This is a genomic window from Pseudomonas arvensis (genome assembly GCF_056688935.1).
Window position 1 is genome coordinate 4,951,011 of record NZ_CP162038.1, and the last position, 21,029, is coordinate 4,972,039.

The following is a 21,029-nucleotide window of genomic DNA, read 5'->3' on the forward strand; positions in this document are numbered from 1 at the left end:
GCGCCCATGAAACCGACCCGTCTGTTATTAGTCTGGCTTGGCGTGCTGCTGGGCTTGAACATCCTGCTGGGCACTGCGGCAGCCTTGCAGTTCAAGGTGCCCGACACCCTGCACTCGGTGGCGTGGGGTCTGCTCCTGGCGCTGTTCCTCTTGGCGTTGCTGGACGCGCTGCGACTGCGCCGCAGACCATCACCGAACGTGCACCGGCATATGCCCGGCAGCCTGGCGCTGGGACGCTGGGGCGACGTACGCCTGGTCCTGGAACATGGCTCTCCACAAGCGTTGACGGTGCAGGTGTTCGATCACGTTCCCGACGGGCTGAGCCTGGAAAACCTGCCCCAGTCCATCGAGTTACGCCCCGGTGAACGCAGCGAGCTGGGCTATCGGCTACGGCCTTTACGGCGCGGGCATTTCACGTTCAGTCGATGCGAAGTCCACCTGCCCAGCCCATTGGGCCTCTGGTCCGCCAGGCGCTTTATCGAAGTCGAGGATGCCACCCGCGTCTATCCGGATTTTGCCCGACTGTACGGGGCACAGCTGCTGGGGGTGGATAACTGGCTGAGCCAACTGGGGGTGCGTCAACGCCAACGACGGGGCTTGGGACTGGAGTTTCATCAACTGCGCGAATTTCGTGAGGGTGACAGCCTGCGGCAGATCGACTGGAAAGCCACTGCGCGGCAACGTACTCCCATCGCACGAGAGTATCAGGACGAGCGCGACCAGCAGATCGTGTTCATGCTCGATTGCGGCCGACGCATACGCAGCCAGGATGATGAACTGTCACACTTCGACCACGCCCTCAATGCCTGCCTGTTGCTCAGTTATGTAGCCTTGCGCCAGGGCGATGCGGTGGGATTGTGCACCTTCGCTTGCGACCACCCACGCTACCTGGCGCCGGTCAAGGGCAGTAGTCAGTTGAACCTGTTGCTCAATGCAGTCTATGACCTGGACACCACCCGCCGAACTGCCGACTACGAGGCGGCGGCCAGCCAACTGCTGGCCCGGCAAAAGCGGCGGGCATTGGTGATCGTGGTCAGCAACCTGCGGGATGAGGACGATGAAGCACTACTCAGCGCCGTCAAACGCATCAGCCGTCAACATCGGGTGCTGGTGGCGAGTATGCGGGAGGAAGTCCTCGATCTACTGCGCCAGTCTCCCGTACAGACGTTGCCCGAGGCTTTGGCCTACAGCGGCACTGTCGACTACCTCAACATGCGGGACGAATTGCATGACCGTTTGAACGCACACGGCCTGTCGGTGCTGGATACGCTGCCATCAGCCATGGGCGCCGCCCTGGTAACACGCTACCTGGGCTGGAAAAAAGCTGGAGTCTTCTGAAAAAAGCGCACGATTGCTGGGGGACAGCACCATTCCCCCGGACATGTCGACTGCATGCTGCTTCTAGGCCGAGGCCTCCAAGGGATCGAAGCTGAAGTAATGCAACAGCACCTTGATGAGCTGCCCATATTCCTCGGGCGCCTGAAGCACGCTGAACCCGGAATCGTAATGCTGCGGGTTGATATCTTCATGACTCCACAGGCAGGTCGCCGTGAGGTCAATGGCATGGAAGGTGTCGTCAGCCCCAGGAATTTTCAAGCGCAACTCGAACTCTGCGTCGACCATCATGGGTAACTGGCTGATCAACATCAGCCCGTCGTCAGAGAGGTTACCCAAATATCCGATGGGCTTGTCGGTGACGCGGTTAAACACCTGCAGGAAATAAGGAAGTTGATGCCGCTCGATCCGTCGGTCGGTAAACATGGTGAGATCGCCATCCAGTGGCCATGAGTCTGGCCGTGCCAGTAATTCGGAACGAGCGCAATTGCTCGCTCTCCCTGGATCTCGGTGTGACGAAAGACAACGCCTTGTCACTAGACAGCTGCCGAATCCGGGCCCCGCATTCGTTCGAATAGAAAACCTATACAAACGCCCATTCAAAGGATAGCCCAAGACTGGCAAGGGGCCAGTTATTAAATGACGAACGCCATTACAACGAGGCCGGACGCGGCTTTGCAACGCTTGCACCGGGGTAATGCCCCAGTTGTTGCAAGGTGTCCAACCTTGCGCGTGCACGGTAGGCGTATTCGCTCGACGGGTACTGATTAATGATGAATTGGTAGGTTTGCACCGCATCGACGAACAGCTTCTGTCGTTCAAGGCATTGCCCGCGCAACATCGAGACCTCCGGCTGCACGTAGCGCCGGGTACGACTCTCGCGGTCGACCTGGGACAATTCCAGAGTGACACGCTCGCAGTCACCGACCTTGTACGCACGGTAAGCGTTGTTCAAATGATGGTCCATCGACCAGCGGGTGCAGCCGACAACACTGACGGCCAGGGCAGCAATGAGCAAAATTCGCATGAGGGTTCTCCTGTCTTGTGCAGTGTATCGACCCCTCGTCGAAAATCTTCAAGGATGTTGGTCTATTCAATCGGAGCGAAAACAAGCGAATCGTCGATAAGTAGTGCAAACGAACAATGACTACAACCAAAGAGCATAGTAGCCTTCCTCAGCGCTTGAACTCAGGAGTCTGTGCATGTCCGTCCGTCGTACCAAAATCGTCGCCACCCTTGGCCCGGCCAGCAACTCGCCGGAAGTCCTCGAACAGCTGATTCTGGCTGGTTTGGACGTTGCCCGTCTGAACTTCTCCCACGGCACCCCGGACGAGCACAAGGCTCGCGCCAAGCTGGTGCGTGACCTGGCCGCCAAGCACGGTCGCTTCGTCGCATTGCTGGGTGACCTGCAAGGCCCGAAAATCCGTATCGCCAAATTCACCAACAAGCGTATCGAGCTGAAGATCGGTGACAAGTTCACCTTCTCCACCAGCCATCCGCTGACCGAAGGTAACCAGGACGTCGTGGGTATCGACTATCCGGACCTGGTCAAGGACTGTGGCGTCGGTGACGAGTTGCTGCTGGATGACGGCCGCGTAGTCATGCGTGTCGACACCGCCACCCCGACCGAACTGAACTGCACCGTGATCATCGGCGGCCCGCTGTCCGATCACAAAGGCATCAACCGTCGCGGCGGTGGCTTGACTGCTCCAGCCCTGACTGAAAAAGACAAGGCCGACATCAAGCTCGCCGCTGAAATGGAAGTGGACTACCTCGCCGTGTCCTTCCCGCGTGACGCCGCTGACATGGAATACGCCCGTAAACTGCGCGACGAAGCCGGCGGTACCGCCTGGCTGGTGGCGAAGATCGAACGCGCCGAAGCCGTGGCCGATGACGAAACCCTCGACGGCCTGATCAAGGCATCCGACGCCGTGATGGTTGCCCGTGGTGACCTGGGTGTGGAAATCGGCGACGCCGAGCTGATCGGTATCCAGAAGAAGATCATCCTGCACGCACGCCGCCACAACAAAGCAGTGATCGTCGCGACCCAGATGATGGAGTCGATGATCCAGAACCCGATGCCGACCCGCGCCGAAGTGTCCGACGTGGCCAACGCCGTGCTCGACTACACCGACGCCGTGATGCTCTCGGCTGAAAGCGCCGCTGGCCCGTACCCGCTGGAAGCCGTGCAGGCCATGGCGCGCATCTGCGTCGGCGCCGAAAAGCACCCGACCAGCAAGACCTCCAGCCACCGTATCGGCAAGGTCTTCGAAAGCTGCGACCAGAGCATCGCCCTGGCCGCCATGTACACCGCCAACCACTTCCCGGGCGTTAAAGCGATCATCGCCTTGACCGAAAGTGGCTACACGCCGTTGATCATGTCGCGCATCCGTTCCTCGGTGCCGATCTACGCGTTCTCCCCACACCGCGAAACCCAGGCCCGCGCGGCGATGTTCCGTGGCGTGTACACCGTACCGTTCGATCCGGCTTCGTTGCCGCCCCATGAAGTCAGCCAGGCGGCCATCGACGAGTTGATCAAGCGTGGCGTCGTGGAGAAAGGCGACTGGGTCATCCTGACCAAGGGCGACAGCTACCACACCATCGGCGGCACCAACGGCATGAAAATCCTGCACGTTGGCGATCCAATGGTCTGAGTCAAACGCTGAAAAACAAAAGCCCTGCCATGTGAATGGCAGGGCTTTTTGTTTTTGATGTGGCTCAGCGTTTGGTGATAAACCCCGATAACGCCGCAATCGCCTCCGGTGACTTCAAACGCTGGACGAACAACGCGCCCTCCTCCTCAATTACCTGCCGCAACTGCTCACGATCCACGCTCTTCATCAATTGCTTGGTCACCTGCACCGCCCCCGGCGCCAGCGTTTCAAAGCGCTCGGCGATTTCCCGCGCCTTGGCCAACGCCGCTTCGCCACTGCCCAACGCCTCGGTGGCGATCCCCCATGCAGCAGCCTGCTCCCCGGTAAACCCCTCGCCCAGCAACAACAATTCAGCCGCCTTCGCATGCCCCAGCAAACGCGGCAGGATCAGGCTCGAACCAAACTCAGGACACAGCCCCAGGTTGACGAACGGCATACGCAAGCGCGCATCACGGCTGATATACACGAGGTCACAGTGCAGCAGCAGGGTTGTGCCAATCCCCACCGCCGCTCCTGCCACCGCAGCGATCACCGGCTTGCGACAGTTGAGCAGACTTTTCATAAAGTGAAACGGTGGGCTGTCGAGGTCGCTGGGCGGCTGTTCAAGAAAATCGCCGATGTCATTACCGGCGGTAAAACACTCGCTGCTGCCCTGGATCAGCACGGCGCTGATCGCTGAATCGGCATCCGCCAACTCCAGCGCCTCGGCGAGTTGGGTGTACATGGCGCGGGTCAGGGCGTTTTTCTTGTCCGGGCGGTTGAGCTGCAGGGTCAGCAACCCGCGCTCGCGGTGCAGCAGGATGGCGTCGGTCATGGTGCGTCTCGCGGCTGTAGGGTTCAGCGCTCAACCACGGGGCAGGAACACATCGGCCAGCAGTTGATTGCGCGGCAGTCCCGCCAGGAACAAGCGCTTGGAAAACGCCTCGACACTCGCGGGGTGTCCGCAGAGTAAGGCCAGCGTTTGCCGGGAAACAAGCCGCAGTTGCGCCAATGCCTGGGTCGACTCAGCCGCCGTCCACAACTCCACCGACAGGTTTGAATGCTGCGCGGCCAGCGCTGCCAGGGGTTCGGCCAGGTAATGACCGTCGGCATCATGGGCCAGGTGAATCACACGGATGGCGCCTTGATGATTCTGGCGCAAGGCCTCGCGCAACACGCCCCACAACGGACCAAGGCCAGTGCCGGAGGCCAGCAGCCACAGCGGGCGGGATTGCCAGTCTGGATCGTATTGCAAAGCGCCGCCGCGCAACTCGCCCAGGCGCAATGGATCGCCGACCTGCAGCTGCCGAGCGAGATCACTGAATTGACCGGGCTGCCGGCAATCGATATGAAACTCCAGAAATGCATCTTCCTGAGGCAAGCTGGCCAAGGAATACGGCCGCGCCACGTGCCCGGCCCACAGGACCAGATGCTGCCCGGCCCGATATCGCAGGCCGCGCTCGGGTTGCAGGCGCACGCGCACAACATTCGAGTTCAGCCAGTCGGCGCCCACCACCCGAGCCGCCAGACCATCGCGTTGCGGATCAAACGCTTCGACCTGCAGATCACCCGTCACATGGCACTGGCAGGCCAACCGCCAACCGTCCTGGCGTTGCGCAGAGCTCAGGGCATCGGGCTGTCTGTCCTCGACCTCGCCCCGGCAACGTACCAGGCACGCATGGCAACTGCCGGCGCGGCAACTGTAGGGCACGGCCACTCCCGCCTGGTTCAAGGCATCCAGCAGGTTGCTGCCGGCAGTTACCGACCAATGGCGTTCGCCGACGTACAGTTCAGGCATATAAGGGCTCAATCACAGGGGAGGCGCACAGGGAATCATGCCTGCGACAGTTTGACCATAGTCGGGTGTATCGGCCACCGCGTCGGGTTATACTGCCGCGCCTTTTTAGCGTCGCGCCTGCACCACTTGGCGTGCCTTGGAAAGGTGGCTTCAGCCGACCGATACACCCCACTGAAGCCACCTTTATTGAATGTTCCCTTATAGAGGAGCGCGACTCATGACCGTGATCAAGCAAGACGACCTGATTCAGAGCGTTGCCGACGCCCTGCAATTCATTTCCTACTACCACCCCGTTGACTTCATCCAGGCGATGCACGAGGCCTACCTGCGCGAAGAATCGCCAGCAGCCCGTGACTCCATGGCGCAGATCCTGATCAACTCGCGCATGTGCGCCACCGGCCATCGCCCGATCTGCCAGGACACTGGTATCGTCACCGTGTTTGTGCGCGTGGGCATGGACGTACGTTGGGATGGCGCCACCATGGGCCTGGACGACATGATCAACGAAGGCGTGCGTCGCGCCTACAACCTGCCGGAAAACGTCCTGCGAGCGTCTATCCTCGCCGACCCGGCCGGTGCGCGTAAGAACACCAAGGACAACACCCCAGCGGTGATCCACTATTCCATCGTCCCGGGTAACACCGTGGAAGTGGACGTGGCTGCCAAAGGCGGTGGTTCCGAGAACAAGTCGAAAATGGCCATGCTCAACCCGTCCGACTCGATCGTCGACTGGGTGCTCAAGACCGTTCCGACCATGGGCGCCGGTTGGTGCCCGCCGGGCATGCTCGGCATCGGCATCGGCGGCACCGCCGAGAAGGCCGCAGTGATGGCCAAGGAAGTGCTGATGGAATCCATCGACATCCACGAGCTGATCAAGCGCGGCCCGTCCAACCGTATCGAAGAGATGCGCCTGGAGCTGTTCGAGAAGGTCAACCAACTGGGCATCGGCGCCCAGGGCCTGGGTGGCCTGACCACCGTGCTCGACGTGAAGATCATGGACTACCCGACTCACGCCGCTTCGCTGCCGGTGTGCATGATCCCCAACTGCGCCGCCACCCGTCACGCGCATTTCGTGCTCGATGGTTCCGGCCCGGCGTCGCTGGAAGCACCACCGCTGGACGCCTACCCGGAAATCGTCTGGGAAGCCGGCCCGTCGGCCCGTCGCGTCAACCTCGACACCCTGACCCCGGAAGACGTGCAGAGCTGGAAGCCGGGCGAAACCGTGTTGCTCAACGGCAAGATGCTTACCGGCCGCGATGCCGCGCACAAGCGCATGGTCGAGATGCTGAACAAGGGCGAAACCCTGCCGGTGGACCTCAAGGGTCGCTTCATCTACTACGTCGGCCCGGTAGATCCAGTGCGCGAAGAAGTGGTTGGCCCAGCTGGCCCGACCACCGCCACGCGGATGGACAAGTTCACCCGCCAGATCCTTGAGCAAACCGGCCTGCTGGGCATGATCGGCAAGTCCGAGCGCGGCCCGACTGCGATCGAAGCGATCAAGGACAACAAGGCCGTGTACCTGATGGCCGTGGGCGGCGCTGCTTACCTGGTGGCGCAAGCCATCAAGAAGTCGCGGGTTGTCGCGTTCGCCGAACTGGGTATGGAAGCGATCTACGAGTTCGACGTCAAAGACATGCCGGTCACCGTTGCCGTTGATAGCAAAGGCGAATCCGTGCACATCACCGGTCCTGCCATCTGGCAGAAAAAGATCAGTGAAAGCCTGGCGGTAGAAGTGCAGTAAGCACTTTACTGCAAGGATAAAGGCGACTGCGGCCCCATGGCCCAGTCGCCTTTTTTATGGCTCATGGTATGGTGCTCGCCCCTTATTGCAGCTGTTCATATCCGTATGATCGCGATCCCTCGCCCCCTGCGCCTGACCTTCTACTCGTTATTGATCATCGCCGGAGCGGTGCTGGCCGCTGCCTTGGCCACGCGTCATGCCGAGCGCCAGGCCCTGGCCGACGATGCCGCACGCGCCAATCAACAGCTCGCGCTGTACGCCAACTCGCTGCACACCCTGATCGAACGCTACCGCGCCCTGCCCGCCGTGCTGGCGCTGGACTCGGAAATGATCAGCGCGCTCAAAGGCCCGCTGGATGCCGCTACCCAGGACGTGCTTAATCGCAAACTGGAACGCATCAACGGTGCCGCGCAATCGTCCACCCTGGAATTGATGGACCGCAGCGGCCTCGCCGTGGCCGCCAGCAACTGGGCGCTGCCGAGCAGTTATGTGGGCCACAACTATGCATTCCGGCCGTATTTCAGCCAGACCAAGAGCCAGGGCACCGGGCGCTTTTATGCGGTGGGGGTGACCACCGGGATTCCGGGTTACTTCCTCTCCAGCGCAGTACTCGATGAAAACGAGCAGTTCCTGGGCGCCATGGTGGTGAAACTGGAGTTCCCCGAGCTGGAGCGCGAATGGGCTCAGGGCGATGACTTGCTGCTGGTCAGTGATGCACGTGGCATCGTGTTTATTGCCAACCAGCCGGGCTGGCGTTATCGCAATCTGAGGCCGCTATCGGCCAATGACCTCGCCGAGCTCAAGGCCACTCGCCAATACGACAAGAAACAACTGCAGCCGCTGGAAACCGAAACCCTGCAGCGCTTTGACGAAAACAGCCACCTGATGCGCGTCAACGGCCCCGACGGCAGTGCCCGGTACATCTGGGAATCGCTGCCGCTGAAGGCAGAAGGCTGGACCCTGCACCTGCTGCGCAAACCGCAATTGCCGTTTGAAGACCAACGCAACGCGGGCCTGGCCGCCGCGGGCTCCTGGCTGGCGCTGGTGTTCCTCGTGCTGTTCCTGAGCCAACGCTGGCGCCTGGCCCGCTTGCGCCAGCGCAGCCGCGAAGAGCTGGAGCAACTGGTGGAAGAACGCACCCAGGCCCTGCGCACCGCACAGGACGGCTTGGTGCAATCGGCCAAGCTGGCGGCGCTGGGGCAAATGTCCGCCGCCCTCGCCCACGAAATCAACCAGCCACTGACTGCCCAGCGCATGCAGCTTGCCACCCTGCGCCTGTTGCTGGATCACGGCCGCGTGGACGACGCCTACAAGGCGCTCACGCCGCTGGACGACATGCTCACGCGCATGGCCGCGCTCACCGGCCACCTCAAGACCTTCGCACGCAAAAGCCCCAGCGGCCTGCGCGAACGCCTGGACCTGGCCACGGTGGTCGACCAATCCCTGCACCTGCTCGACGCACGCCTGCGCGATGAAGGCATCGGCGTGGTGATGGACCTGACCCGCCCGGCCTGGGTGCGCGGCGACGCGATTCGTCTGGAGCAGGTGCTGATCAACCTGCTGCGCAACGCCCTGGACGCCATGGCCGACAAGCCGCGCAAGCGCCTGGAAATCCGCCTGCACGCCGACCAGCAGCTCTGGCTTTTGACCGTCAGCGACAGCGGCGGCGGGATTGCCGAGGAACACCTGAATAACGTGTTTGACCCGTTCTTTACCACCAAGCCGGTGGGTGATGGTCTCGGTTTGGGACTGGCGGTGTCTTACGCTATCGTGCATGAACTCGGTGGACGCCTGATCGCCGGCAACCACGGCGACGGCGCGATATTCACCCTGACCCTGCCCATCGCGCTGGAGACGCCGGACCTATGCTGAATGCGGTGATTGTGGTCGATGACGAAGCCAGCATTCGCACGGCCGTAGAGCAGTGGTTGAGCCTCTCCGGGTTTGAGGTGCAGCTGTTCAGCCGCGCCGAAGAATGCCTGGCACACCTGCCCAAGGACTTTCCCGGCGTGATCTTGAGCGACGTGCGCATGCCAGGGCTCAGCGGCCTGGAGTTGCTGGCCGAGGTGCAGCGTCGCGACGCCGACTTGCCGGTGATATTGCTGACCGGCCATGGCGATGTGCCGATGGCTGTCGAAGCCATGCGCGACGGCGCCTACGATTTTCTGGAAAAACCCTTCAGCCCTGAAGCCCTGCTCAACAGCCTGCGCCGGGCGTTGGACAAACGTGGGCTGATCCTGGAAAACCGTCGCCTGCACCAACAGGCCGACCACCGTTCGAAGCTCGAATCCAGCCTGCTCGGCGTGTCCCGCGGCTTGCAGAACCTGCGCCGTCAGGTGCTCGACCTGGCGAGCTTGCCGGTCAACGTGCTGATCCGTGGCGAGACCGGCAGCGGCAAAGAGCTGGTTGCCCGCTGCCTGCATGATTTCGGCCCTCGGGCCAAGAAGCCGTTTGTGGCGCTCAACTGCGCGGCTATTCCCGAGCAGTTGTTTGAAGCCGAGTTGTTCGGCCACGAAAGCGGCGCGTTCACCGGCGCCCAGGGCAAGCGCATCGGCAAGCTGGAATACGCCCACGGCGGCACGCTGTTCCTCGATGAAATCGAAAGCATGCCCCTGGCCCAGCAAGTGAAGTTGTTGCGGGTGCTGCAAGAACAGAAGCTGGAGCGACTGGGCTCCAACCAGAGCATCCACGTGGACTTGCGCATCATCGCCGCGACCAAGCCGGACCTGCTGGAAGAGGCCCGAGCGGGGCGGTTTCGCGAAGACCTGGCTTATCGCCTCAACGTCGCACAATTGCGCCTGCCGCCGTTGCGCGAGCGCCGTGAAGATATTCCGCTGCTGTACGAGCACTTTGCCCAGAGCGCTGCTGAACGTTTGGGGCGTACGGCCGAGCCATTGAGCGGGCCGGCGCTGGGGCGCCTGCTCAGCCATGACTGGCCCGGCAATGTGCGTGAACTGGCCAACGTCGCCGAGCGCCAGGTGTTGGGCCTTGGCGACCCGGAACCGGAAGGCATCGAGGCCGGGCAATCCCTCGCGGCACAGCAAGAAGCCTTCGAAGCCCATTGCCTGAAGGCAGCGCTGACCCGGCACAAAGGCGACATCAAGGCCGTGCTGGCGGAATTGCAACTGCCCCGCCGTACCTTCAATGAAAAAATGCAACGCCATGGCCTGGCACGCGACATGTTCATCAAGGATGAATGAGCGGATTTCCGCTCATCACTCCAGAATAACCAGCGATATTCCGCTCAAAAAAAACCACAAACCCTTCTAGACCGGGCCTTCATCTAACTGGCACAGCTCCTGCTATAGCCCCAGCCAGGCAGCGCTCGCGCCGCTCCATAAAAACAACTAGATGAAGGATCCTTCAATGGATAACTCCAACACCTTGCCTCTGGGGTCGGCGGCCGCGCCGGCACAACCACGCACCACTTCCAGCCGCATCAAGTCGATCTTCAGCGGATCAGTCGGCAACATGGTCGAGTGGTACGACTGGTACGTCTACGCCGCTTTTTCACTGTACTTCGCCAAAGCCTTTTTCCCGAAAGGCGACACTACCGCCCAACTCCTCAACACCGCCGCAATCTTCGCCGTGGGCTTCCTGATGCGCCCGATCGGCGGCTGGCTGATGGGCCTGTACGCCGACAAGGTCGGGCGTAAAAAAGCCCTGATGGCCTCGGTCTACCTGATGTGCTTCGGCTCGTTGCTGATTGCCCTGAGCCCAGGCTATGAAGTCATTGGTATCGGTGCGCCCATCCTGCTGGTGTTTGCCCGTTTGCTGCAGGGGCTGTCAGTCGGCGGCGAATACGGTACCTCCGCCACCTACCTCAGCGAGATGGCGACCAAGGAACGTCGTGGTTTCTACTCCAGCTTCCAGTACGTGACCCTGATCTCCGGCCAGCTCATCGCTTTGGCGGTGCTGATCGTGCTGCAACAGGTGCTCACCACCGAGCAACTGTATGCCTGGGGCTGGCGTATCCCGTTCGCCATCGGCGCCCTGTGCGCAGTGGTCGCGCTTTACCTGCGTCGTGGCATGGAAGAAACCGAGTCGTTCACCAAGAAAGAAAAAGCCAAGGAAAGCGCGATGCGCACCTTGATGCGTCACCCCAAGGAACTGATGACCGTGGTCGGCCTGACCATGGGCGGCACCCTGGCCTTCTACACCTACACCACCTACATGCAGAAGTACTTGGTGAACACGGTCGGCATGAGCATCTCCGACTCCACCACCATCTCGGCAGCTACGCTGTTTCTGTTCATGTGCCTGCAACCGATCGTCGGCGGGCTGTCGGATAAAGTCGGCCGTCGTCCAATCCTGATCGCCTTCGGCATCCTCGGCACGCTGTTCACTGTGCCGATCCTCACCACCCTGCACACCATCCAATCCTGGTGGGGCGCGTTCTTCCTGATCATGGCGGCGCTGATCATCGTCAGCGGTTACACCTCGATCAACGCAGTGGTGAAGGCCGAACTGTTCCCAACCGAAATCCGTGCCTTGGGCGTGGGCCTGCCGTATGCACTGACCGTATCGATCTTCGGCGGCACCGCTGAATACATCGCGCTGTGGTTCAAGAGCATCGGCATGGAAACCGGTTACTACTGGTATGTGACTGCGTGTATCGCAGTGTCGCTGGTGGTCTACGTGACCATGAAGGACACCCGCAAGCATTCGCGCATTACCACGGACTAAAAAATGTGGGAGGGGGCTTACCCCCTCCCACATTGGCTTTACATCGCTTAGTTAATCAGCGCAGTTCCGCCACCTCACTACGCCCATACCGCCGCTGCGCATACGACGCCCCTGCAATCATCATCACCAATATTCCCGCCAACACCGCCGATGAACCAATGGTGCCAAAATCCAGGCCACCCTGCTCATGGGGCTTGGTCAGGAAATCCCCCAACGTCGCGCCAAACGGCCGGGTCAGCACAAACGCTACCCAGAACAACAGCACCGACGAAATCTGCGTGAAGTATTTGAGCGCCACCACTGCGGCGATGGTCGAGCCGATCAACAGTGCCCCGCCAGCAAACCCCAACCCCGAATCGTCCGCCAGGAAATCGCCCAACGCCGTGCCGAGGGTGTTGGAAAACAGAATTGCCATCCAATAGAACAACTCACCCCGGAAGGTCTGCACCTTGTTCACGTTCAGCGAGTCACCGCTGAGGTGCCACAGCGCGAAAATGATCATCAGGATCACGATCAGGATCATCGACCCCGTGGCGTAACCCAAGCCCAGGGTGCGGTCCATAAAGTCGGACATGGTGGTGCCGGCCGTGCTGGTGGATAAAATCACGATCCAGTACAGCACCGGGTTGTAGGTTTTCGACCAGAGTTGCGTCACCAGAGTGACCAGGAACACGCTGATCAAAATCATCGTACTGATCGCATAACCGACATTCAGGGTCATCGACAACAAGTCCCCGGCGGTTTCGCCTAAGGTGGTTGCGCAGATTTTCATGACCCAGAACGCCAGGGTGATCTGAGGAAGTTTATTCATGGGGTAGAAGGCTCCGAGATTCAGTCTTTCGATGGCCGACTTATGGGGGTGTCGACCTTGGGCGCAGACTGAACGGGGCGCTGTGAAAAATAGGTGGGCGATGAATGAAAATTCCATGGGCCAATGGAAATTCGCTGCCACGGGTTGCACTATGACCGCCTCCCAGAATTGCGTAGCAGGAACCCGGCCCATGTCTGACGATATCCATTTCTACGAACCCGCCAACGGCCACGGCCTGCCCCATGATCCGTTCAACGCCATCGTCGGCCCACGGCCTATCGGCTGGATTTCGTCCCACGACAGCGCAGGCCGCCTGAACCTGGCGCCCTACAGTTTTTTCAATGCGTTCAACTACATTCCGCCAATCATTGGGTTTTCCAGTGTCGGGCGCAAAGACAGCCTGAACAACATCGAACAGACCGGCGAGTTCGTGTGGAACCTCGCTACCCGCCCGCTGGCCGAGCAGATGAACCAGAGTTGCGCAGCGGTCGCGCCAGACGTGAATGAGTTCGAGTTGTCAGGCCTGACGCCGGTGGCCTCGAAAATCGTCGCCGTGCCACGGGTGGGCGAAAGCCCGGTGTCATTCGAATGCAAGGTGACGCAGATCATCCAGCTGCAACGCGCCGACAAAGGGTTGGTACCGAGTTGGCTGGTGCTGGGCGAGGTGGTTGCGGTGCATATTGCCAAGTGGCTGCTCAAGGACGGCGTCTACGACACCGCCGCCGCCGAGCCGATTTTGCGCGGCGGTGGCCCGGCGGATTACTTCCAGCTAGGGCCAGAGGCACTGTTCAAGATGCACCGCCCAGGCGCCCCCCAACGCTGATTGGAGTGCGATCAATTGTGGGAGGGGACTTGCCCCCTCCCACATTTAGTCAGCGGCAGGCGCCCAAATCAGTTGACCCTCTGCATCCACGTCGACCAAGCCTGCAAGCTGCAGCGTCGCCGCATCATCGGCATCCGAAGCGGTCTTGAACGTCTGCCCATCGAGGATCTTGTGAAACTGCGGTGCGCCCATGCCATCCAGTGCCTTGACGGCGACGGCGGCGCTGTAGCCTCCTTCACCCGGTACTACGGCGGAAACGGCTTCGTGGTGGGCAAATTGTTTACGTGCCATGTTGCAGGTCCTGGCCAATGGAAAGGCGGCCATTCTAAACCGGTTCAACCGGCGAGTTGCAGGTACTCGCCATAGGCGTGGGCGGCGGATGCATCGGTGAAGGTCTGAAAGTCCATGCTGCGCACCACCATGTCGTTCAACAACTCGGTGAAGATCATCAGCGCCGGCGAGCTGAAGTAGGCGCTCATCGCCTGCTCGCTGCTCCAGAAACCCGAGACCAGCCACACATCGGGGTCGACCTGGGAATGCTGCAACGAGAATTGCAGACAACCCTGAGCCTGACGCCCTGGTTCGATCAAACTGCTCAAACGTGCACCGAGTTCGGTGCTGCACCCGGTGCGGGCACGGATAAAGGCCATATGGCTCGCGGGAATGGGGGTGGACATGTTCGACTCTCCCGTTGAGAAGTGATGCTCGGCAAGCACTGTGAGGGTGTGTTGCCACAGGATCAACGATAACGGCGCGGGGGTGGACGCGGTTAGTCGATTCCTGCCGGCTTATTGCACAATCCTGCGAGAAGCGTAAACCGGGTGTTCGGCCCAGCGGTTTTACGCAGGGGCGAACGCCGTGTTTCAGGGAGATGACAGGCCTCGCGCTTGCCTGATTGCCCACATGGCGCAGGATCAGGCAAGGATTATGCAGAATCGACCTAACACTCTTTGAAAAGCCGCCGCTAAGCTGACCCCATCAAAGCCGCCTGCAGAGGACGCTTCATGTCGTCGCCCGAACATAAGCCCATTCCCCTCGATGCCGAGATGGAAAAACAGCGCGCCGAACTGGCCAGCATCGTGCACCGGCATACCTGGGAAGATGGCTCCTACGGCACCGCGATCACCTCGCTGTACCTGAACCGCCACAACACACCGCGCGACTTTATGCCGGTGCTGGTGGAGCCCGCGCTGTGCATCCTCGCCAACGGCAGCAAGGAAGTGCGCCTGGCCGATGAAATCTTTGCCTACGACCCGCTCAACTACCTGGTGTTCTCGGTGGCGATGCCGGTGGCCGGGCGGATCATCGATGCGACGCCGGAAGATCCGAACCTGTCGGTGCGCATCAACATCGACCCGGCGCAACTCACAGCCCTGATTGCTGAGGCCGGCCCCATGGGCGTCCCCACGCGCCCGACATCACGCGGCATGTACGTGGACCGCATCGACACCCAATTGCTCGACGCCGTGCTGCGCCTGGCGCGCTTGCTGGATACGCCCAAAGACATCGCCATGCTGGCGCCGCTGATCAACCGGGAAATTCTCTACCGCCTGCTGCGGGGGCCGCAGGGGTATCGCCTGTATGAAATTGCCGTGGCCAATAGTCAGAGCCATCGGGTGAGCCAGGCGATCAAGTGGCTCAACGGCAACTATGAGCAACCGCTGCGCATCGATGACCTGGCCAGGGAAGTGAACCTCAGCGTCTCGACCTTGCATCACCGCTTCAAGGCGATCACTGCCATGAGCCCGCTGCAATACCAGAAGCAACTGCGCTTGCAGGAAGCGCGGCGGTTGATGATTGCCGAAGGGCTTGAAGCCTCGGCAGCCGGTTATCGGGTGGGGTATGAAAGCCCGTCACAATTCAGCCGGGAGTACAGCCGACTATTTGGTGCGCCGCCGTTGCGGGATCTAGCCAGACTGCGCCAAAGCATCTGATCTTCAGTGTTTTTCAGTCCAGGGTGCGCGGGAGCTGCAAGGTGACCCGCAACCCACCCTCGCGCAGATTCTGCAAGCTCACCTCGCCACCATGGCTGTGGGCAATATTGCGCGCAATCCCCAGACCCAACCCGTAGCCCTGCTGCTGCCCGGCCAGGCGGAAGTGCGGCTCGAACACCTGCTCCAGGCGCTGCTCCGGCACGCCAGGACCTTCATCGTCGACGTGCAGGACAAATTCCGCGCCATCATCCTCGACATGCAAATGCGCGTTCTGCCCGTACTTCAAGGCGTTGTCGATCAGGTTGCCAATGCAACGCTTGAGCGCCAGCGGCTTGCCCGGATAGGCCACCAATGCAGCGCCATCCAGGGTCACGCGGCCGTTGCCGTTGGGCGCAACATAAGGCTCCACCAGGCATTCGAGCACATGGTTCAGATCGACGGGCTGGATGTTCTCGTGGATATCGGTGTCTTTCACGCATTGCAGCGCGCCCTTCACCAGCAGTTCCAGCTCATCCAGATCGCGGCCGAACTTGGTTTGCAGATTCTCGTCTTCCAGCAGCTCCACGCGCAGGCGCAGACGGGTGATCGGTGTGCGCAGGTCGTGGGAAATCGCGCTGAACAGCTGGCTGCGCTCGGTCAGGTAGCGGCTGATGCGCTCGCGCATGGCATTGAATGCGCGTCCCACTTCCACCACTTCACTACCGCCACCTTCGGCCACAGGTTCTACGTCGGCGCCCAGGGACATATCCCGCGCCGCCCGCGCCAGGCGCTTGAGCGGCCGGCTTTGCCAGTGCACCAGCAGGCCAATAAACAACAGCAGAAAACCGCTGGTCAGTACGATAAACCACACCTGCTGCGATGGCAGGCCCTGTTCTTCAAGACTGGTGTAAGGCTCAGGCAGCAACGAAGCGATGTACAGCCATTCGCCGGGGGCGAGCTGGATCTGGGTCACCAGCACCGGCGGGTTTACCGGTTCCAGGGTCAGTGCGTAATGGGCCCAGGAACGCGGCAGCTCATCGAGCTTGAGGCCGGCGTTGAAGATGCGCAGGTCTTCGGCGCTGACGAACTCCACCGAGATATGCACGTCGGCGCCCAGGGTCTGGCGCAGCACTTCGTCCACCGCCACCAGCACCGCCTGTTTGCGCGGGGTTTCGGGCAAGACCTGCATGTCCAGCGGGCGGTCATTGAGGGTCACCACAAACCGGGTGCCGCCCATGCTGCGCAATTGGTCCAGGACCAGCGGGCGATAGGCCACGGGCAACGAACGGAAGTAACTCACACTGGCGGTCATCGAATGCGCCAGGCTGCGGGCGCTGGTGACCAGGCCCTCAAGCTGGGTGGCGCGCAACTGCGAGACCCAGATCACGCTGGACAACGCTTGGGCGAACAACACCGCGAGCAAGGTCAACAGCAGCATGCGCCCCAACAGCGAGCGCGGTACCGGGAAGCGGCGACGGCGTTCTGTCACCGGCTCATTGGACATTGCCGGCAACCACGCTGGCTGCCAGTTGATAACCGCTGCCACGTACGGTGCGGATCAGCCTCGGGGGTTTTTCGGTGTCGCGCAGGCGTTGGCGCAGCCGGCTCACTGCCATGTCCACGATTCGGTCCAGCGGCATCAGGTCGCGGCCACGGGTGGCGTTGCCGATGGTGTCGCGGTCGAGAATCTGTTGCGGGTGGTCGAGAAACAACTTGAGCAGCGCGAAGTCGGCACCCGAGAGGATCACTTCCTCACCGTCGACGTGAAACAGGCGGTGGCTGATCATGTCCAGGCGCCATTCATCGAACACCAGCACATCAGCATTCCCACTGCGCTCCTGGCCGAACTGGCAGCGGCGCAACAGGGCCTTGATCCGCGCCTGCAACTCGCGAGGGCTGAACGGTTTGCCGATATAGTCATCGGCGCCCAGCTCCAGGCCGATCACACGGTCGGCTTCGTCGGAACTGGCGGTGAGCATGATGATCGGCACCTGCGCCTGGCGCGGATGCTGGCGAATCCAGCGGCAGAGGCTGAAGCCGTCTTCGTCCGGCAACATCACATCGAGGATGACCAGGTCGCACGGCGCCTCGTTCATCGCCTGGCGGAACCCCGCGCCATCCGGCACGCCACGCACCTGGAAACCGGCGCGACTGAGGTAGGTTTGCAGCAATTCGCGGATTTCCTGGTCGTCGTCGACGAGGAGAATCGATTTACTGATTACGCTCACGGGGTCCTCCTTGTTGTTATGGGTGTTCTTGATGGCCTCATCGGGGGCAAGCCCCCTCCCACATTTGAAATGCGTTCCAAGTGTGGGAGGGGGCTGGCCCCCGATGAGGCCATCACTGCCTAAGCAAATGCCTGTTCCAATGCCACACCCGCCCCGGTCAACCCGGAATACGGCGCGGTCACCAACCACACCGGAATACCTTTGAAGTAGTCGCTCATGCAGCCTTTGTCACTGAAGCTTTTGGCGAAACCGCTGACGATAAAGAAGTCGGCAAACCTCGGTATCACCCCGCCCACGATGTACACGCCACCGCGCCCACCGGTGGTCAGTACATTATTGCCTGCAACCCGGCCCAGCCAAATGCTGAACTGTTCCAATACTTCCATCGCCACCGGGTCGCCAGCCAGGCCTGCCGCCGTGATGGCTTCGGGTGTGTCCAGTACCGGCGCGTGACCATCGACCGCGCAAATCGCCCGGTACAAACGCGGCAAGCCGCCGCCGCTCAACGCCGTTTCGGCGCTGACGTGGCCAATTTCGGTGTAGATGTGCTGCCACAGCTGGGTTTCCTGCGGGCTGCTCAGGGGCAGGTCGACATGGCCGCCCTCCCCTGGCAACGCCGCGTAACGACCAGCACCAAGGTCCAGCAGTGTGCCGACACCCAGCCCAGTGCCCGGCCCGATCACCACCGCCGGGCGCAACGGCTCCGGCGTGCCTTCGCAGACCACGCGGAATTCGTCGGGCTGCAGGCGGGTCATGCCCAGGGCCATGGCCGAGAAATCATTGACCAGCAGCAGTTCATCCACCTGTAACGTCTTGCAAAACGCCGTCTTGCTCAAGCGCCAGTGATTGTTGGTGAACTTGAACTCATCGCCGCTCACCGGCCCGGCCACCGACAGGCACACCGCACCGATGTCCCCGATTTCCAGGCCTTCTTCCTTCAGATAGACCGTGATCGCCGCTTCAGGGCTTGGGTAATCCGCCGTGGCATGCACCCGGATCGAGTGCAGCGCCGAATCTCGCCACACTGCAAAACGGGCGTTGGTGCCCCCGATATCACCGACCAGCGCTAACTTCACTTAAGCGTCTCCAAGGCAGAGGTAAAGGCGCTGGCGCCCTGCTCTGCGGAGCTTGCGGCCAAGCGCATAAATGCAAACAGCTCGCGACCGGCTCCCACGTTATTGCCCAGAAGGCCCGTGGCAGGCGTGCGCGCTGCAAATGCTTCGGCGTCCACCTTAAGCTCCAAGGTGCCGGTCACGCCATCCACACGAATGATATCGCCATCGCGCACCCGCGCCAGTGGCCCGCCGCTCTGGGCTTCGGGGTTGACGTGAATCGCGGCGGGGATCTTACCCGACGCGCCGGACATACGCCCGTCTGTCACCAGCGCCACCTTGAAACCACGGTCCTGCAACACGCCAAGGAACGGCGTCATCTTGTGCAATTCCGGCATGCCGTTGGAGCGCGGCCCCTGGAAGCGCATCACCGCGACGAAGTCTTTTTCCAACTGGCCAGCCTTGAAGGCGTCGGCCAGGTCTTGCTGATCCTGGAACACCACAGCCGGTGCTTCGACGATTTGATGTTCCGGCGCCACGGCGGAGACTTTCATCACGCCGCGCCCCAGGTTGCCTTCCATCACGCGCAGGCCACCTTCTGGCGAAAACGCGCGAGCCACCGGGCGCAGGATGGTTTCGTCGAGGCTTTCGATAGGGCCGTCGCGCCAGACCAGCTCACCGTCGACCAGGAACGGTTCCTGGATATAGCGGCTCAGGCCCTTGCCGGCTACGGTGTTGACGTCTTCGTGGAGCAACCCGGCTTCCAGCAACTCACGGATCAGGAACGACATGCCGCCCGCCGCCTGGAAGTGGTTGATGTCGGCCTTGCCGTTTGGATACACGTGGGACAGGGTCGGCACTACCTCGGAGAGGTCAGCCATGTCGTCCCAGGTCAGGATGATGCCCGCCGACATGGCGATGGCCGGCATGTGCAGGGTGTGGTTGGTGGAGCCGCCGGTGGCGTTGAGGGCGACGATGGAGTTGACGATGGATTTCTCGTCGACGATCTCGCCGATCGGCGTGAAGTTGCCGTTGGCTTTGGTCAGGCGCGTGACCTGATGCGCGGCTTCGCGGGTCAGGGCGTCACGCAGCGGCGTGTACGGGTTGACGAACGAGGCGCCCGGCAAGTGCAGGCCCATCACTTCCATCAGCAACTGGTTGGTGTTGGCGGTGCCGTAGAACGTGCAGGTGCCGGGGCTGTGGTAGGACTTCATCTCCGATTCCAGCAGCTCCTCGCGAGTGGCCTTGCCTTCGGCATAGCGCTGGCGCACATCGGCTTTCTGCTTGTTGGAGATGCCCGACGGCATTGGGCCGCCCGGCACGAAGATCATCGGCAGGTGGCCGTAGCGCAGCGCACCCATCATCAGGCCGGGGACGATCTTGTCGCAGATGCCCAGCATCAGTGCGGCGTCGAACATGTTGTGGGACAGCGCTACCGCCGTGGACATGGCAATCACTTCACGGCTGAGCAGGCTCAGCTCCATGCCCGGCTCGCCCTGGGTCACGCCGTCGCACATCGCGGGCGTACCACCGGCGAACTGGCCGACCGAGCCGACTTCGCGTAGGGCTTTCTTGATTTGTTCAGGGAAATGTTCGTACGGCTGATGCGCCGAAAGCATGTCGTTATATGACGAAACAATTGCCACGTTGGCGGCATTCATCATGCGCAGGCTGTTTTTGTCTTCAGTGCCGCAACCGGCCACGCCGTGGGCAAAGTTGGCGCATTGCAGCTTGCCGCGCATCGGACCGTCGCTGGCGGCGCCGCGAATGAGCGCAAGGTAAGCCTCGCGGGTGGCGCGGCTGCGGGCGATAAGCCGTTCGGTGACCTCAAGAACGCGGGGATGCATGTGTAGAACTCCAGGCTAACGGATGTGGCGACCTGAGTGTCTATGCTGATCAAACGCCCGCAGCTCATGGGATGGCAGGGTGTCGTTTAAATCATCGGACCAGTTGATTCAGGTCACTCGTTGTAGATTGAACAAAATATTGCCACTAAAAAGGCTTGTTTT

The 21,029-nt window shown here is 61.4% G+C and carries 19 protein-coding genes; 8 read left to right on the forward strand and 11 right to left on the reverse strand.

The genetic code is table 11. The features are described 5' to 3' along the window. Positions 1–6 precede the first annotated feature (6 nt). The gene (locus AB3G88_RS22445) at positions 7–1,338 is read left to right on the forward strand and encodes a DUF58 domain-containing protein (protein WP_480451715.1); all 1,332 of its coding nucleotides are present in this window, start codon (positions 7–9) and stop codon (positions 1,336–1,338) included. A 63-nt stretch (positions 1,339–1,401) separates the two neighbouring features. Here the strand turns inward: AB3G88_RS22445 and AB3G88_RS22450 are convergent, their stop codons facing one another. Both AB3G88_RS22450 and AB3G88_RS22455 read right to left on the reverse strand, forming a co-directional pair. Next, positions 1,402–1,761: a PilZ domain-containing protein gene (locus AB3G88_RS22450; RefSeq protein ID WP_099585524.1), complete on the reverse strand. Its 360-nt coding sequence runs from the start codon at positions 1,759–1,761 to the stop codon at positions 1,402–1,404. 226 nt (positions 1,762–1,987) lie between these two features. Beyond that, a complete protein-coding gene (locus tag AB3G88_RS22455; RefSeq protein WP_099585525.1) occupies positions 1,988–2,362 on the reverse strand; it encodes a tol-pal system YbgF family protein in 375 nt (124 codons plus the stop codon). Between the two features lie 175 nt (positions 2,363–2,537). Between AB3G88_RS22455 and pyk the strand changes: the two genes are divergently transcribed. After that, complete coding sequence (gene pyk, locus AB3G88_RS22460) at positions 2,538–3,989, forward strand: pyruvate kinase (RefSeq protein WP_032890873.1); 1,452 nt, start codon at positions 2,538–2,540, stop codon at positions 3,987–3,989. 64 nt (positions 3,990–4,053) lie between these two features. Here pyk and AB3G88_RS22465 read toward each other — a convergent pair whose 3' ends face one another. Both AB3G88_RS22465 and AB3G88_RS22470 read right to left on the reverse strand, forming a co-directional pair. Then, a complete protein-coding gene (locus tag AB3G88_RS22465; RefSeq protein ID WP_099585526.1) occupies positions 4,054–4,803 on the reverse strand; it encodes an enoyl-CoA hydratase-related protein in 750 nt (249 codons plus the stop codon). 30 nt (positions 4,804–4,833) lie between these two features. Continuing rightward, positions 4,834–5,766 (reverse strand): iron-sulfur-binding ferredoxin reductase, encoded by a 933-nt coding sequence (locus AB3G88_RS22470; RefSeq protein ID WP_480451718.1) that lies wholly within the window; start codon positions 5,764–5,766, stop codon positions 4,834–4,836. A gap of 217 nt (positions 5,767–5,983) precedes the next feature. Between AB3G88_RS22470 and AB3G88_RS22475 the strand changes: the two genes are divergently transcribed. The 4 genes from AB3G88_RS22475 (at position 5,984) to AB3G88_RS22490 (ending at position 12,193) form a co-directional block, all read left to right on the forward strand. Beyond that, complete coding sequence (locus AB3G88_RS22475) at positions 5,984–7,507, forward strand: fumarate hydratase (protein ID WP_191960281.1); 1,524 nt, start codon at positions 5,984–5,986, stop codon at positions 7,505–7,507. A 105-nt stretch (positions 7,508–7,612) separates the two neighbouring features. Further along, a complete protein-coding gene (locus AB3G88_RS22480; protein ID WP_099585528.1) occupies positions 7,613–9,379 on the forward strand; it encodes a sensor histidine kinase in 1,767 nt (588 codons plus the stop codon). Then, entirely contained in the window at positions 9,373–10,707 is a 1,335-nt protein-coding gene (locus tag AB3G88_RS22485) for a two-component system response regulator MifR (RefSeq protein ID WP_099585529.1), read from the forward strand. The genes AB3G88_RS22480 and AB3G88_RS22485 overlap by 7 nt, the downstream gene beginning before the upstream one ends. 166 nt (positions 10,708–10,873) lie before the next feature. Next, on the forward strand, positions 10,874–12,193 hold the full coding sequence (locus AB3G88_RS22490) for an MFS transporter (RefSeq protein ID WP_099585530.1): 1,320 nt from the start codon (positions 10,874–10,876) through the stop codon (positions 12,191–12,193). Between the two features lie 55 nt (positions 12,194–12,248). On the opposite strand, the gene AB3G88_RS22495 is transcribed toward AB3G88_RS22490, so the two are convergent. Then, on the reverse strand, positions 12,249–13,004 hold the full coding sequence (locus tag AB3G88_RS22495) for a COG4705 family protein (protein ID WP_191960282.1): 756 nt from the start codon (positions 13,002–13,004) through the stop codon (positions 12,249–12,251). Between the two features lie 190 nt (positions 13,005–13,194). On the opposite strand from AB3G88_RS22495, the gene AB3G88_RS22500 reads away from it, so the two are divergent. Beyond that, the gene (locus AB3G88_RS22500; RefSeq protein ID WP_250926589.1) at positions 13,195–13,827 is read left to right on the forward strand and encodes a flavin reductase family protein; all 633 of its coding nucleotides are present in this window, start codon (positions 13,195–13,197) and stop codon (positions 13,825–13,827) included. Between the two features lie 45 nt (positions 13,828–13,872). Here the strand turns inward: AB3G88_RS22500 and AB3G88_RS22505 are convergent, their stop codons facing one another. Both AB3G88_RS22505 and AB3G88_RS22510 read right to left on the reverse strand, forming a co-directional pair. Further along, complete coding sequence (locus AB3G88_RS22505) at positions 13,873–14,118, reverse strand: hypothetical protein (RefSeq protein WP_099585533.1); 246 nt, start codon at positions 14,116–14,118, stop codon at positions 13,873–13,875. Between the two features lie 44 nt (positions 14,119–14,162). Then, on the reverse strand, positions 14,163–14,504 hold the full coding sequence (locus AB3G88_RS22510; protein WP_065930419.1) for an antibiotic biosynthesis monooxygenase family protein: 342 nt from the start codon (positions 14,502–14,504) through the stop codon (positions 14,163–14,165). Between the two features lie 327 nt (positions 14,505–14,831). On the opposite strand from AB3G88_RS22510, the gene AB3G88_RS22515 reads away from it, so the two are divergent. Further along, complete coding sequence (locus AB3G88_RS22515) at positions 14,832–15,761, forward strand: AraC family transcriptional regulator (protein ID WP_480451723.1); 930 nt, start codon at positions 14,832–14,834, stop codon at positions 15,759–15,761. A gap of 13 nt (positions 15,762–15,774) precedes the next feature. Here the strand turns inward: AB3G88_RS22515 and AB3G88_RS22520 are convergent, their stop codons facing one another. The 4 genes from AB3G88_RS22520 to edd all read right to left on the reverse strand — a co-directional run bounded on the left by AB3G88_RS22520 (position 15,775) and on the right by edd (position 20,867). Next, the gene (locus tag AB3G88_RS22520) at positions 15,775–17,244 is read right to left on the reverse strand and encodes an ATP-binding protein (RefSeq protein ID WP_099585535.1); all 1,470 of its coding nucleotides are present in this window, start codon (positions 17,242–17,244) and stop codon (positions 15,775–15,777) included. Then, the gene (locus tag AB3G88_RS22525) at positions 17,234–17,968 is read right to left on the reverse strand and encodes a response regulator (protein WP_099585536.1); all 735 of its coding nucleotides are present in this window, start codon (positions 17,966–17,968) and stop codon (positions 17,234–17,236) included. Before AB3G88_RS22525 ends, AB3G88_RS22520 begins: the two co-directional genes overlap by 11 nt. A gap of 119 nt (positions 17,969–18,087) precedes the next feature. After that, positions 18,088–19,044, reverse strand: coding sequence for a glucokinase (locus tag AB3G88_RS22530; protein WP_480451726.1), 957 nt, complete (start codon positions 19,042–19,044; stop codon positions 18,088–18,090). Next, positions 19,041–20,867: a phosphogluconate dehydratase gene (gene edd / locus AB3G88_RS22535; RefSeq protein WP_112196621.1), complete on the reverse strand. Its 1,827-nt coding sequence runs from the start codon at positions 20,865–20,867 to the stop codon at positions 19,041–19,043. The genes AB3G88_RS22530 and edd overlap by 4 nt, the downstream gene beginning before the upstream one ends. Positions 20,868–21,029 lie beyond the last annotated feature (162 nt).

Excerpts from the sequence above, each read along its gene's own strand:
- AB3G88_RS22445 (WP_480451715.1), top strand. The coding sequence starts at position 7 with ATGAAACCGACCCGTCTGTTATTAGTCTGGCTTGGCGTGCTGCTGGGC.
- AB3G88_RS22450 (WP_099585524.1), bottom strand. The coding sequence starts at position 1,761 with ATGTTTACCGACCGACGGATCGAGCGGCATCAACTTCCTTATTTCCTG.
- AB3G88_RS22455 (WP_099585525.1), bottom strand. The coding sequence starts at position 2,362 with ATGCGAATTTTGCTCATTGCTGCCCTGGCCGTCAGTGTTGTCGGCTGC.
- pyk (WP_032890873.1), top strand. The coding sequence starts at position 2,538 with ATGTCCGTCCGTCGTACCAAAATCGTCGCCACCCTTGGCCCGGCCAGC.
- AB3G88_RS22465 (WP_099585526.1), bottom strand. The coding sequence starts at position 4,803 with ATGACCGACGCCATCCTGCTGCACCGCGAGCGCGGGTTGCTGACCCTG.
- AB3G88_RS22470 (WP_480451718.1), bottom strand. The coding sequence starts at position 5,766 with ATGCCTGAACTGTACGTCGGCGAACGCCATTGGTCGGTAACTGCCGGC.
- AB3G88_RS22475 (WP_191960281.1), top strand. The coding sequence starts at position 5,984 with ATGACCGTGATCAAGCAAGACGACCTGATTCAGAGCGTTGCCGACGCC.
- AB3G88_RS22480 (WP_099585528.1), top strand. The coding sequence starts at position 7,613 with ATGATCGCGATCCCTCGCCCCCTGCGCCTGACCTTCTACTCGTTATTG.
- AB3G88_RS22485 (WP_099585529.1), top strand. The coding sequence starts at position 9,373 with ATGCTGAATGCGGTGATTGTGGTCGATGACGAAGCCAGCATTCGCACG.
- AB3G88_RS22490 (WP_099585530.1), top strand. The coding sequence starts at position 10,874 with ATGGATAACTCCAACACCTTGCCTCTGGGGTCGGCGGCCGCGCCGGCA.
- AB3G88_RS22495 (WP_191960282.1), bottom strand. The coding sequence starts at position 13,004 with ATGAATAAACTTCCTCAGATCACCCTGGCGTTCTGGGTCATGAAAATC.
- AB3G88_RS22500 (WP_250926589.1), top strand. The coding sequence starts at position 13,195 with ATGTCTGACGATATCCATTTCTACGAACCCGCCAACGGCCACGGCCTG.
- AB3G88_RS22505 (WP_099585533.1), bottom strand. The coding sequence starts at position 14,118 with ATGGCACGTAAACAATTTGCCCACCACGAAGCCGTTTCCGCCGTAGTA.
- AB3G88_RS22510 (WP_065930419.1), bottom strand. The coding sequence starts at position 14,504 with ATGTCCACCCCCATTCCCGCGAGCCATATGGCCTTTATCCGTGCCCGC.
- AB3G88_RS22515 (WP_480451723.1), top strand. The coding sequence starts at position 14,832 with ATGTCGTCGCCCGAACATAAGCCCATTCCCCTCGATGCCGAGATGGAA.
- AB3G88_RS22520 (WP_099585535.1), bottom strand. The coding sequence starts at position 17,244 with ATGTCCAATGAGCCGGTGACAGAACGCCGTCGCCGCTTCCCGGTACCG.
- edd (WP_112196621.1), bottom strand. The coding sequence starts at position 20,867 with ATGCATCCCCGCGTTCTTGAGGTCACCGAACGGCTTATCGCCCGCAGC.